The organism is Sulfitobacter sp. HNIBRBA3233, from assembly GCF_040149665.1.
Taxonomy (GTDB): Bacteria; Pseudomonadota; Alphaproteobacteria; order Rhodobacterales; family Rhodobacteraceae; genus Sulfitobacter; species Sulfitobacter marinivivus.
Map to the genome: position 1 here is coordinate 811,477 of NZ_JBEFLP010000001.1, position 11,395 is coordinate 822,871.

Annotated in this window: 13 protein-coding genes and 1 tRNA gene; 12 read left to right on the forward strand and 2 right to left on the reverse strand. The window is 62.3% G+C overall.

Going from position 1 to position 11,395, the window contains the following annotated elements:
• The first annotated feature begins 128 nt into the window (after nucleotides 1–128).
• The 12 genes from iscR (at nucleotide 129) to ABMC89_RS04010 (ending at nucleotide 9,272) form a co-directional block, all read left to right on the forward strand.
• Nucleotides 129–587 (forward strand): Fe-S cluster assembly transcriptional regulator IscR, encoded by a 459-nt coding sequence (gene iscR, locus ABMC89_RS03955; protein WP_349565408.1) that lies wholly within the window; start codon nucleotides 129–131, stop codon nucleotides 585–587.
• Between the two features lie 106 nt (nucleotides 588–693).
• Nucleotides 694–1,866, forward strand: coding sequence for a cysteine desulfurase family protein (locus ABMC89_RS03960; RefSeq protein ID WP_349565410.1), 1,173 nt, complete (start codon nucleotides 694–696; stop codon nucleotides 1,864–1,866).
• A gap of 22 nt (nucleotides 1,867–1,888) precedes the next feature.
• Entirely contained in the window at nucleotides 1,889–3,409 is a 1,521-nt protein-coding gene (sufB, locus tag ABMC89_RS03965; RefSeq protein ID WP_349565412.1) for a Fe-S cluster assembly protein SufB, read from the forward strand.
• The gene (locus ABMC89_RS03970; protein ID WP_349565414.1) at nucleotides 3,406–3,585 is read left to right on the forward strand and encodes a hypothetical protein; all 180 of its coding nucleotides are present in this window, start codon (nucleotides 3,406–3,408) and stop codon (nucleotides 3,583–3,585) included. Before sufB ends, ABMC89_RS03970 begins: the two co-directional genes overlap by 4 nt.
• Nucleotides 3,582–3,896 (forward strand): heavy metal-binding domain-containing protein, encoded by a 315-nt coding sequence (locus ABMC89_RS03975; protein ID WP_349565416.1) that lies wholly within the window; start codon nucleotides 3,582–3,584, stop codon nucleotides 3,894–3,896. Before ABMC89_RS03970 ends, ABMC89_RS03975 begins: the two co-directional genes overlap by 4 nt.
• 49 nt (nucleotides 3,897–3,945) lie before the next feature.
• A complete protein-coding gene (locus ABMC89_RS03980) occupies nucleotides 3,946–4,764 on the forward strand; it encodes a polysaccharide pyruvyl transferase family protein (protein ID WP_349565418.1) in 819 nt (272 codons plus the stop codon).
• A gap of 56 nt (nucleotides 4,765–4,820) precedes the next feature.
• A complete protein-coding gene (sufC, locus tag ABMC89_RS03985; protein ID WP_349565420.1) occupies nucleotides 4,821–5,576 on the forward strand; it encodes a Fe-S cluster assembly ATPase SufC in 756 nt (251 codons plus the stop codon).
• On the forward strand, nucleotides 5,576–6,859 hold the full coding sequence (sufD, locus tag ABMC89_RS03990; protein ID WP_349565422.1) for a Fe-S cluster assembly protein SufD: 1,284 nt from the start codon (nucleotides 5,576–5,578) through the stop codon (nucleotides 6,857–6,859). The genes sufC and sufD overlap by 1 nt, the downstream gene beginning before the upstream one ends.
• A 1-nt stretch (nucleotide 6,860) precedes the next feature.
• On the forward strand, nucleotides 6,861–7,346 hold the full coding sequence (locus ABMC89_RS03995; RefSeq protein WP_349565424.1) for a YIP1 family protein: 486 nt from the start codon (nucleotides 6,861–6,863) through the stop codon (nucleotides 7,344–7,346).
• Nucleotides 7,343–7,933 (forward strand): YIP1 family protein, encoded by a 591-nt coding sequence (locus ABMC89_RS04000; RefSeq protein ID WP_349565426.1) that lies wholly within the window; start codon nucleotides 7,343–7,345, stop codon nucleotides 7,931–7,933. Before ABMC89_RS03995 ends, ABMC89_RS04000 begins: the two co-directional genes overlap by 4 nt.
• Nucleotides 7,926–9,146, forward strand: a complete 1,221-nt coding sequence (locus tag ABMC89_RS04005) for a cysteine desulfurase (RefSeq protein WP_349565428.1) — start codon at nucleotides 7,926–7,928, stop codon at nucleotides 9,144–9,146. The genes ABMC89_RS04000 and ABMC89_RS04005 overlap by 8 nt, the downstream gene beginning before the upstream one ends.
• Nucleotides 9,147–9,195: 49 nt before the next feature.
• Nucleotides 9,196–9,272: transfer RNA gene (locus ABMC89_RS04010), tRNA-Arg, on the forward strand.
• Between the two features lie 367 nt (nucleotides 9,273–9,639).
• Here the strand turns inward: ABMC89_RS04010 and ABMC89_RS04015 are convergent.
• Together ABMC89_RS04015 and ABMC89_RS04020 are read right to left on the reverse strand one after the other, a co-directional pair.
• Nucleotides 9,640–10,449: an efflux RND transporter periplasmic adaptor subunit gene (locus ABMC89_RS04015; protein ID WP_349565430.1), complete on the reverse strand. Its 810-nt coding sequence runs from the start codon at nucleotides 10,447–10,449 to the stop codon at nucleotides 9,640–9,642.
• A gap of 7 nt (nucleotides 10,450–10,456) precedes the next feature.
• Nucleotides 10,457–11,239, reverse strand: a complete 783-nt coding sequence (locus ABMC89_RS04020; RefSeq protein ID WP_349565432.1) for a SapC family protein — start codon at nucleotides 11,237–11,239, stop codon at nucleotides 10,457–10,459.
• Nucleotides 11,240–11,395 lie beyond the last annotated feature (156 nt).

Here is an 11,395-nt window from a genome sequence, read left to right on the forward strand (position 1 = left end):
AATTCGCTCGGATACCTTAGAACGTTTCTAAATCACTACTCCACAGGGTGCGGAGCCAGCACTTGGGATGTAGGCATATACGCCCGCTGCGTCAAACAAAAGACGGCGGGCCGGAGTGGAGACTGGCGATGAAGCTATCGACAAAAGGCCGCTATGCGATGGTGGCGCTTGCGGATATCGCGCTGCAGCCGGCCGGCGAGCTGGTATCGCTTGGCGATATTGCGGAGCGTCAGCAGGTGTCCTTGCCCTACCTCGAACAGCTTTTCGTGAAACTGCGCCGCGCCGATCTGGTGCATTCGGTGCGCGGCCCCGGCGGCGGATACCGTCTGGCACGGCCCGCGGCCGAAATCAGGGTCGTCGACATCCTGCGGGCGGTGGATGAAACCGTAGACGCGATGCACAAGGGCGCGGGTGCCTCCGGCGGTCTGTCGGGCAGCCGCGCGCAGTCGCTGACCAACCGTCTGTGGCAGGGGCTGTCGGCGCATGTCTACGTGTTCCTGCACCAGACGCGGCTTTCGGATGTGATCGAGAACGAACTGACGCCCTGTCCGGCGGTGCCGAACCTGTTTGCCGTGGTGGACGAATGACTGTCCGGGCGGCGGCCAGCCTCCATCCCGCGCGGGACGCGGGAGGATCGCGCAGGATCTGCGACCGGCAGGGATTGCCGCGCGCGGCGCGCAGGACGGTGATGCGATGACGCGGGTGTATCTGGATCACAACGCGACTACACCGCTGCGCGCACCGGCGCGGGACGCGATGGTTGCCGCGATGGATGTGGTGGGCAACCCGTCTTCCGTCCACGCCGAAGGGCGCGCGGCGAAGATGCTGGTCGAAGCCGCGCGTGCACAGGTGTCTGAACTGGTCGGATGCCGCCCGCAACAGGTGATCTTCACCTCTTCGGCGACAGAGGCCGCGGCACTGGCCGCCGCGCAGCGCGCCCGCCACGGCGGTGTTTTCGCAGCCCTGCCAACGGAGCACGATTGCCTGTCGGTCTGGAGCGACCGACCGCTTGAAGCGCTGCACGACCGGGACGGGCAACCGTCGGCTCAGGGCGAAGAACGACTGCGCGAGGCCCTTGTCGCACTGGCCGCCGGATCGGCAGAGCAGGGACCGGTGGCGCTTGTGGCCATTTCTGCGGCCAACAGCGAAACCGGGATCATGCAGCCCGAGGCCCGTGTCGTGGGCAGCGCGAATGCTGTCGGGGGCGACCGGCCGATGCCTGCCTATTCGACGGTCTGCGATATCACCCAGATGGCCGGCAAGATGCCGGTGGTCTACGATGATGTGACACCCTCCTACGCGATCCTGTCGGCACACAAGCTTGGCGGCCCGAAGGGGGTCGGCGCGTTGATCAATTTCACCGCCGACGATCCGGAGCCTTTGTTGCGCGGCGGCGGGCAGGAGATGAACCGCCGCTCGGGCACGGAGAACGTGATCGGCATCGCCGGGTTCGGCGCCGCCGCCGAGGCCGCGAGCCGCGATGTGGCCTCGGGCCGCTGGGAAGAAGTGGCCCAGTTTAGAAATATTCTAGAAAAGACCATTGCGGCTGCCTCTCCAGAGACTATTTTTGTCGGGAATGGCGCGACACGCCTGCCCAACACCAGCTGCATGGTGACGCCCGGATGGAAGGGCGAGACGCAAGTGATGCAGATGGATCTGGGCGGCTTCGCGATTTCCGCCGGGTCCGCGTGCTCCAGCGGGAAGGTGAAGGCATCGAAGGTGCTGGGCGCGATGGGATACAGCGAAGCGCAGGCCGCCTCGGCGATCCGCGTCTCGCTGGGGTTGGAAACGACGCAAGACGAGGTTATGCGGTTCGCTGAACGCTGGATCGCGCAATACGAAAAACACGCAAAGCGGGCGGCATGACGCCGCCGGAAGGGTAGAGACCATGAGCTTGGACGAGCAAAACGTAAAAGAGGGTGTGGATCAGGAAACCGTCGACGCGGTGCGCGAGGTTGGCGGCGCCTACAAACACGGCTGGTCGACCGATATCGAGATGGAATATGCGCCCAAGGGCCTGAACCCCGATATCGTCAAGCTGATCTCGGAGAAGAACGAAGAGCCGCAGTGGATGACCGACTGGCGTCTGGAAGCCTATGAGCGCTGGCTGACCAAGAAAGAACCCAAATGGGCCATGGTCGATTATCCCGAAATCGATTTTCAGGAGCAGTATTACTACGCCCGGCCCAAGAGCATGATGGTCAAGCCCAAGTCGCTGGACGAGGTCGACCCGAAGCTTCTGGCGACCTACAGCAAGCTGGGCATCCCTCTGCAGGAGCAGAAGATCCTTGCCGGTGTCGAAGGCGCGGGCGAGATGCCGGCGGAGTCGCGCAAGGTCGCCGTGGACGCGGTTTTCGATTCCGTTTCGGTGGGCACCACCTTCCAGAAAGAGCTGCGCGAGGCGGGGGTTATTTTCTGCTCGATCTCCGAGGCGATCCGCGACCATCCCGAACTGGTGAAGAAATACCTCGGATCGGTCGTGCCGGTATCGGACAACTACTACGCGACGCTGAACTCCGCAGTCTTTTCGGACGGATCGTTCGTCTACGTGCCGCCCGGCGTGCGCTGCCCGATGGAGCTGTCGACCTATTTCCGCATCAACGCCGAGAACACCGGCCAGTTCGAGCGGACGCTTATCATTGCGGACAAGGGGTCTTATGTCTCCTACCTCGAAGGGTGTACCGCCCCGCAGCGTGACGAGGCGCAGCTGCACGCAGCCGTCGTCGAGATCATCGTCGAGGAAGACGCGGAGGTGAAGTATTCCACGGTCCAGAACTGGTATCCGGGCGACGAGAACGGCAAGGGCGGGATCTATAACTTCGTGACCAAACGTGCCGATTGCCGCGGCGACCGGGCCAAGGTGATGTGGACGCAGGTCGAAACGGGGTCCGCGGTGACGTGGAAGTACCCCAGCTGCATCCTGCGCGGGGACGACAGCCAGGGCGAGTTCTACTCCATCGCCATCGCCAACAACATGCAGCAGGCCGATACCGGCACCAAGATGGTGCATCTGGGCAAGCGGACCAAGTCGCGCATCGTGTCCAAGGGGATCAGTGCCGGCAAGGCGCAGAACACCTATCGCGGCCTCGTGTCGATGCACCCCAAGGCCAAGGAATCGCGCAACTATACCCAGTGCGACAGCCTGCTGATCGGGGACAAATGCGGCGCGCATACGGTGCCCTACATCGAGGTGCGCAACAACTCGAGCCGCGTTGAGCATGAAGCGACCACATCGAAGGTGGACGACGACCAGCTGTTCTATTGCCGCTCGCGCGGGATGGACGAGGAAGAGGCCGTGGCCCTTGTCGTCAACGGGTTCTGCAAGGACGTGCTTCAGGCGCTGCCGATGGAATTCGCGATGGAAGCGCAGGCGCTGGTGGCCATCTCGCTCGAAGGGTCTGTCGGGTGATCGCGCAGGTCGCAAAAGAAACAGCCATCGCCGTTGTCTTGTTCTTTCTCGTGTCCCTGCTGTTCAACTTCGGCGGGGACACGATTACCGAAAAGCTGACGGGGACGGTGCTCTTTGGCGTGATCTACGCCCTTCTGGGCCTTGTCATCAAATGGGTACGGAGCCGCAACTCATGATTCTGACCACCACGAACACTGTCGAAGGCCAGAAGATTACCGCCTACCACGGCATCGTGGTGGGAGAGGCAATCATGGGCGCCAACATCGTGCGTGATCTTTTTGCGCGCGTGACAGACATCGTCGGCGGACGGTCGGGCCAGTACGAGAACAAGCTGCGCGATGCGCGCGAGGCGGCGATGCGCGAGATCAAGGAAGAATGCTATCACGTAGGCGGCAATGCCATCGTCGGCATGGACATCGATTACGAGATCATCTCGGACAGCATGATGATGGTGTCGGTTTCCGGCACGGCGGTCACGCTGGGCTGACATGGGATCCGTACACTTCCGGGCGCCGCCCGCATCCAAGGAGCAGTCGATGACCGCAACCGACACCATAGAGGCCAAGACAGCGCAGCCGCTGGCGATGCACTGGTGGCGGTCGCAGCCGAACTTCGGCGATGCGATCAATCCTTTCGTGGTGGCCCATGTGTCGGGGCGCGAGGTACGTCATGCGGCACCCCGCGCATCCGATCTGTTCGCGATCGGGTCGATGCTGCAACTGGTCAAGCGCAAGTTTCAGGAGCCGCGCCCGCAACTCGGACCGATCCATATCTGGGGCACCGGCCTTCTGCATCCGGTGTCGGGGTCCAAATGGATGGACAATATGGAGATCGCAGCAGTGCGCGGGCCGGTCACCGCCGGGCTGCTGAACAAGCCGGTGACGAATTTCGGCGATCCGGGCCTGCTGATCGACGCGGTCTGGCCCTTCGAGGCCGAGCGCACCGACCGCATCGGCATCGTCCCGCACCACAGCGGCGTCCACGCGCCCGAGGTCGAGGCGCTGCTGGCCAGCGATCCGGCATATATGCTGATCGACCCGGCGGACGACCCCAAGACGGTCTGCCACCAGATCGCATCCTGCGCGCAGGTCTTCGCGTCTTCGTTGCACGGGTTGATCGTGGCCGATGCCTACGGCGTGCCCAATACATGGGTGCGCACCAACAACCAGATGACACTGAAATACCTCGACTACGCGATGTCGGTGGGCCGGACGGACATGCGCGCGCCGATCTCGTGGGAGGACGTGCCGGACGCACCGTTCCCCGGCGCGATTTCCTACAACGACGGGATCGCGCGCTGCCGCGAAACCCTGCTGGACTGCTTTCCGGCCACACTCAAATCAGGGGCGTCCTGACGCCGCACTTCACATTCCGCCCCCGTGGCGACACATACAGACAAAAGGAGACCACCATGCTGAGCATCAAGAACCTCGCGGTCAAACTCGCAGACGAAGACAAACAGATCCTGAAGGGCGTAGACCTCGAAGTCGAAGCCGGAAAGGTCCACGCGATCATGGGTCCGAACGGGTCGGGCAAGTCGACACTATCCTACGTTCTGTCGGGCAAGGACGGCTATGAAGTGACCTCCGGCAGTGCCGAGCTGGAAGGCATCGACCTGCTGGATCTGGAGCCCGAAGAGCGCGCGGCAGCGGGCCTGTTCCTGGCATTCCAGTATCCTGTCGAAATCCCCGGCGTCGGCAACATGACCTTCCTGCGCACCGCGGTGAACGCACAGCGCAAGGCCCGCGGCGAAGAGGAAATCTCGGCGGCCGATTTCCTGAAGGTGATCCGCCAGAAGGCGAAGGATCTCAAGATCGACGCGGACATGCTGAAGCGGCCCGTGAACATGGGCTTTTCGGGCGGCGAGAAAAAGCGCAACGAAATCCTCCAGATGGCAATGCTTGAGCCCAAGATGTGCATTCTGGACGAGACCGACTCCGGTCTGGACGTGGACGCGATGAAGCTGGTCGCCGAAGGGGTGAACGCCCTGCGCACCGAAGGACGCGGTTTTCTTGTGATCACTCACTACCAGCGTCTTCTCGACCACATCAAACCCGATGTCGTGCACATCATGTCAGACGGTCGCATCATCAAGACCGGCGGCCCCGAGCTTGCGCTCGAAGTCGAGAACAACGGCTACGCGGACATCCTGAGCGAGGTGGCGTAATGGCCGACGCAGTTCAGAAAACCGACCCGACCGAGGCGATGATCGCAGGGCTGACGATGCCTGCGGGCGGCGCATGGGCCACGGCAGCCCGCGAGGACGCGCTTCAGCGTCTGCTGGCCGTCGGCCTGCCCAACCGCCGTGACGAGTACTGGAAATACACGCGCCCCGATACGCTGACCGCGCCGGATGCAATTCTGGCGGCGGTTCTCGAAACCGACGAGGCGCCGATGTTCGACGAGGTCGACCGGCTAAAGATCGTGTTCGTAGACGGCGTGTTCGACGCGGAGGCCTCGGACGATCTGAGCCTTGAGGGTATCACCATCGAACGGCTTGCCGCAGCGGATAGTGATCTGCACTGGGCAAAGGGCCTTTACGGTGTGCTTGAAACGCGCGGCCAGACACCCGTCGCGCGCCCCCTTGCGACGCTGAACACCGCCTTTGCGACCGATGGCGTATTGATCCATGTAAGCGGCAAGCCGTCAAAGCCGGTGAACCTGATTTATCGCCACGAATCAGACAGTTCCGATGCGATCCTGCACCACTGCATCAAGCTTGATGCCGGTGCGGAACTGACGCTTCTGGAAAATGGTCCGGCAGCGGCACGGTTCAACAAGGTCATGGAAGTCGAAGTGGCGGACAACGCGTCCTTCCACCACATCCGCGCGCAGGGCCGCGACCACGAGCGCCGCGCGGCGACCCATATCTTCGCGCGTCTCGGCGCCGAAAGCGCTTTCCGGTCCTTTACCATGACCGTGAACGGTGTGCTGACCCGCAACGAATGCGTGATCGAACTGACCGGCGACGATGCGCTGGCCCATGTGGCGGGTGCCTGTGTGGGAGATGGCGATTTCCACCACGACGACACGGTATTCATCACCCATGACGCGGTGAACTGCGAAAGCCGTCAGGTCTACAAGAAAGTGCTGCGCAACGGGGCGACCGGTGTGTTCCAGGGCAAGATCCTCGTAAAGGCGGGCGCGCAGAAGACCGATGGCTACCAGATCAGCCAGTCCCTGCTGCTCGACGACGACAGCCAGTTCCTCGCCAAGCCCGAGCTTGAGATCTACGCCGATGACGTGGCCTGTTCGCACGGCTCCACCTCGGGTGCGATCGACGAGGACGCGCTCTTCTACCTGCGCTCGCGCGGTGTGCCCGAAGGCGAGGCGACGGACCTTCTGACGCTCGCCTTCCTCGCCGAGGCCGTGGACGAGATCGCACAGGAAGACCTGCGCGACGGGATGACCGAGCGTCTTGGCGCATGGCTTGTGCGGCACCGCAGCTGACATGGCGCTGACACAGGATATCGTGGCGACCTACCGTGGGCCGCAGCGCATCTTTGCGCGGTTCCTCTCGCAGGGCCGCAACGAGGTGCGCGGGCTGCTGTTTGTCTTGATCGCTGGTATCCTGATGTTCATCGCGGCTACCCCGTATCAGGCGCGCGAGGCGGCACTGGATCCGGAGATTCCGTTGCTGGCACGCATTTACTGGAGCGCTTTCTTCGCGATCTTCATCGTGCCGATCATGGTCTACCTCTTTGCCGCGCTCATCTGGGTGCTGGCGCGTCTCGGCCGGCGGCGGGTGACGGGCTACCAGATCCGGTTCAGCCTGATCTGGTCGCTGCTGGCCTCGACGCCGGTCCTGCTTCTTCTGGGTCTGACAGCGGGCTTCGTCGGGCCGGGGGTGCAGGTGCAGCTGCTCTCGCTCGTCTGGCTTGTGGTCTTCGTCTGGTTCTGGATCAGCGGCCTCACTACCGCCGAGGAGACCGCATGACACAATCGGACACCGTCAAGGCGCTGGCGCTGGAAACCCTGCAAAGCCCGGCCACCGCCGCAGAGCGGATCATCGGGTACCACTTCAGCCGCGATACGCTGTGGTCGGGGCTGGTGCTGGTCTCAGCGATCAATTGCATCATCTACAGCTTCTCGTTGCTTCTGACCGACACCAGCCTGCTGCCGCCGTTCCTGCGCAACCCGCTGATGTTCTTTTTCATCGTCACCGGGATCTTCGTACTGACCATCCACGCCTTCTACTGGGCGGGCCGGGCGATGGGCGGGCACGGCGATCTGGGCGATCTGCTCAAGCTCATGGTGTGGTTGCAGGGCTTGCGCGCAATCGCGCAGGCGGTGCTTTTCGTGCTGATGCTGGTGGCACCGCTGCTCGGCAATCTCTTCTCTCTGGCCGTGGGGATCCTGGGGCTGTGGATCACGGTCCATTTCATCACCGTGGCCCTGAACCTCGGCTCTGTCTGGCGGGGGTTCGGCGTGATGCTTGTGGCGGGCATCGGCCTTGTGTTCGGTATTGTTTTCCTGATCGGGCTGATCGGCCTGACCGCCATCGGAGTTCCCGCAAATGTATGACGTTCAAGCCATCCGCGCAGATTTCCCGATCCTCAAGCGCGAGGTCAACGGCAAGCCGCTGGTCTATTTCGACAACGGCGCGTCGGCGCAGAAACCGCAGGTCGTCATCGACGCGATCACCCGCGCCTACGCCGAGGAATACGCCAACGTCCACCGCGGGCTGCATTACCTGTCTAACCTTGCAACCGACAAATACGAGGCGGTGCGCGGCACCGTTGCGCGGTTCCTGAACGCAGGATCCGACGACGAGATCGTGTTCAACTCCGGCACCACCGAGGGGATCAATCTGGTCGCCTACGGCTGGGCCATGCCCCACATGGAAGCGGGCGACGAGATCATCCTGAGCGTCATGGAACATCACGCCAATATCGTGCCCTGGCATTTCCTGCGCGAACGCATGGGCGTGGTCATCAAATGGGTAGATGTGGACAGCACCGGCGCGCTGGACCCGCAGGCGGTGATCGATGCGATCACCCCCCGCACCAAGCTGATCGCCGTCACCCATATGTCGAACGTGCTGGGCACCGTGGTCGACGTGAAAACCATCTGCACCGAGGCGCGCAAGCGTGGCATCGCCAGCCTTGTGGACGGCAGCCAGGCCGCAGTTCACCTGCCCGTGGACGTGCGCGATATCGGGTGCGATTTCTACTGCGTGACGGGTCACAAGCTGTACGGGCCATCGGGTTCCGGCGCGATCTACATCACCGAAGCGCGGATGCGCGAGATGCGCCCCTTCATCGGTGGCGGTGACATGATCCGCGAAGTGACCAAGGATGCCGTCATCTACAACGATCCCCCGATGAAGTTCGAGGCCGGCACACCCGGCATCGTCCAGACCATCGGTCTGGGTGTCGCAATCGACTACATGACCGGTGTCGGCCTCGACCAGATCGCGGCGCACGAGGCCGGTCTGCGCGATTATGCCCAGCAGCAGCTGGCTGGCCTGAACTGGGTTCAGGTGCAGGGCAACGCATCGGGCAAGGGCGCGATCTTCAGCTTTACGCTGGACGGGGCGGCGCATGCCCATGACATTTCGACCATCCTCGACAAGCGCGGCGTGGCCGTGCGCGCGGGCCAGCATTGCTGCGGGCCGCTGATGGAGCACATGGGCCTGACCGCCACCTGCCGCGCGTCCTTTGGCATGTACAACACCCGCGAAGAGATCGACACATGGATCGACGCGCTTCAGCTTGCGCATGAGTTGTTCGCCTGAGGCGTTTTTGAATTGCAGGGGCAGGTCGGGCCGATTATACGGGCCACGTGGACCCTTAGCTCAGCTGGATAGAGCGCTGCCCTCCGAAGGCAGAGGCCAGAGGTTCGAATCCTCTAGGGTCCGCCACCCTCCGAAAATAATCCGCAAGATACCAGTCGGTTATGCCGATATTCTGGAAGGCTCTTGAGGCGGTTTCCATCATTCTGATGTGTTCTGTTCTGTCGAGCATGGTTCGGCGGTCGGACTGCGTTTTGGCTAAGGTGATTTCCGAAAGGCTTTCGTGGCACGAACACGCGCCGATCTGGTGGGTAGATACAACGAGTTAGGCGAGGGCGGCGCGGGCCTTGCGCAGGCCATCGAAAGTGCAGATGTCGGACAGACTAGATTTCGTTGTCACCTTTTTGATCCACGAAATACGCCTGCGACGGATCAAGGATGTTCGAATCCCCGAGCACCGGGATCATCGCCCAATGAACGAAGAGCGCGCAGTCCGTTACCCGCCGCCGGGGGATCGCGGGCCGAAGTCCACCTTGCAGCGCAGCCCGGCCGGTATCTCCAGATCGGGGTTGTCTAGCCGCAGGTGCAGGCCGAAGGTGCCGCTGGCCACGTCGAACACCTTGTCGATCCGCGTGATTTCGGCGGTGTGTTCGCCGTCGACGGGCGGGGCGGGGCGCACCTGCGCTGTATCGCCTTCCTCAATCGTTCCGAATTCACGCACCGGCAGGAACGCCACCACATCCAGCGGGTCCAGCTGTACGATGGTGGCAAGCCGGCCTTCCTGCGGAAGATATTCTCCGTCCTCCAGATGCCGTTCGAGCACGATGCCGTCAATCGGGCTGTGGATTTCCAGCAGGGACAGCAGGGCCTCGGCCCGCTTCAACTCCTCCATCGCGACACGGCGCGACAATTCGGCCCGCGCCAGCATCGCGCGGCTTGCGTCCACAGCGCTCTGGATTTCCTCCAGCCCCTCGCGGGTGACGACGCCGCGATCCGACAGCTCCTGCGCGCGTTCGAGCCTGCCTTCGAGAAACGCAAGCTGCGTGCTCTGGGCTTCTATTTCGGAGGTGTCACTGGCGCGAAGGCGCAGCATGTCCGCCGTTGCCAGCTGTATCGTTGAATCGAGGGTCGCCAGAAGCTGCCCCTTCGACACCTCGTCGCCCGGCTGGACAAAGACACGCGACACGACCCCGCCCGAAGAACCGGCGACCTCGACGGTCTGGGAGGGGTCGATGACGCAATCGAATGTCTCGGCCGCCGCAGGTGCCGCGCAGAGTGCGAAGGCCAGAGCGAAGCGGAACTGCATCGGCCCGTTACGCGCTCTCGACGGGTTCTGCCTCGGCTACGGGTTCCTCATCCGAGACGGCGGTGTCGCCGGACGTATTGGTCTGCTCCAGCATCCGGCGGAAGTGGCGCAGGGACGACAGGTGGAGGAAAATGCATTCCATCTCGTCGCGGCGGCACAATTCGCCCAAGGTTTCATCGGACAGCGCCTTGAGCTTTTCGCGGTCCACCACCTGAAAACCGCCCAGCGTCCGCTTTTCACCCGCCGCAAGCGAGAATTGCGCCTGCATCGGGGTCAGAAGGTCCAGTTCCACCAGACGCTTGCAGAAGGCCTGCGTGCGAACGAAACCGGCCTGATAATCCTGCAAGAAGCGCAGGAGCGATTTCAGATAGGAAGTCTGTTCTCCGTCGGAATCGAACAGACGCTCGCCGCGTCCGTCGCGGTTCGCGCCCTCGAACTCCTCGTCGATCAGCAGCGAGAACCGCTTCTGATCGTTATCGAGCGAAAAGATGAAAGGATACCGGCGCGCGAAGGCGGGAATATAGGTGCCTGTCCATTTGCCGTCTGCGTCCACGGCAAGGTTTTCGTTGTCGCGTGTCCCAAGAATAACAGCCGGTACGATTTCGTCACCGGTACCGGCGAACACGATGGGGTGGTCACCCGCAGCCGGTCCGAATTCTACAGCCGTGACCGGAATCGAATTCGTCGATCCGGCAAAAGCGTAGGTTTTTCCAGTGCTCACAGAGAGGTCACCGTGGCGCTGTGCACTGACCGGAACGGCGGTTTTATAGAACAATTGTTGCACTGGCATAATCAATCAATCTCCTTCGAGAGTATCGTTCAAGATGTCATATAATAAATAAACCGTAGCCAGATGCCCTCTATAAGTCTAAGGTTTTCTTATAGATTTTTAAACGTTGACGTTTTCAAGAGTTCATTTTGGTCTGCTGCGACCGGGGGCTGCTTT

What these genes read in the sequence shown, in the direction of transcription:
- iscR (WP_349565408.1), top strand. Translation starts at nt 129, where the DNA reads ATGAAGCTATCGACAAAAGGCCGCTATGCGATGGTGGCGCTTGCGGAT.
- ABMC89_RS03960 (WP_349565410.1), top strand. Translation starts at nt 694, where the DNA reads ATGACGCGGGTGTATCTGGATCACAACGCGACTACACCGCTGCGCGCA.
- sufB (WP_349565412.1), top strand. Translation starts at nt 1,889, where the DNA reads ATGAGCTTGGACGAGCAAAACGTAAAAGAGGGTGTGGATCAGGAAACC.
- ABMC89_RS03975 (WP_349565416.1), top strand. Translation starts at nt 3,582, where the DNA reads ATGATTCTGACCACCACGAACACTGTCGAAGGCCAGAAGATTACCGCC.
- ABMC89_RS03980 (WP_349565418.1), top strand. Translation starts at nt 3,946, where the DNA reads ATGACCGCAACCGACACCATAGAGGCCAAGACAGCGCAGCCGCTGGCG.
- sufC (WP_349565420.1), top strand. Translation starts at nt 4,821, where the DNA reads ATGCTGAGCATCAAGAACCTCGCGGTCAAACTCGCAGACGAAGACAAA.
- sufD (WP_349565422.1), top strand. Translation starts at nt 5,576, where the DNA reads ATGGCCGACGCAGTTCAGAAAACCGACCCGACCGAGGCGATGATCGCA.
- ABMC89_RS03995 (WP_349565424.1), top strand. Translation starts at nt 6,861, where the DNA reads ATGGCGCTGACACAGGATATCGTGGCGACCTACCGTGGGCCGCAGCGC.
- ABMC89_RS04000 (WP_349565426.1), top strand. Translation starts at nt 7,343, where the DNA reads ATGACACAATCGGACACCGTCAAGGCGCTGGCGCTGGAAACCCTGCAA.
- ABMC89_RS04005 (WP_349565428.1), top strand. Translation starts at nt 7,926, where the DNA reads ATGTATGACGTTCAAGCCATCCGCGCAGATTTCCCGATCCTCAAGCGC.
- ABMC89_RS04015 (WP_349565430.1), bottom strand. Translation starts at nt 10,449, where the DNA reads ATGCAGTTCCGCTTCGCTCTGGCCTTCGCACTCTGCGCGGCACCTGCG.
- ABMC89_RS04020 (WP_349565432.1), bottom strand. Translation starts at nt 11,239, where the DNA reads ATGCCAGTGCAACAATTGTTCTATAAAACCGCCGTTCCGGTCAGTGCA.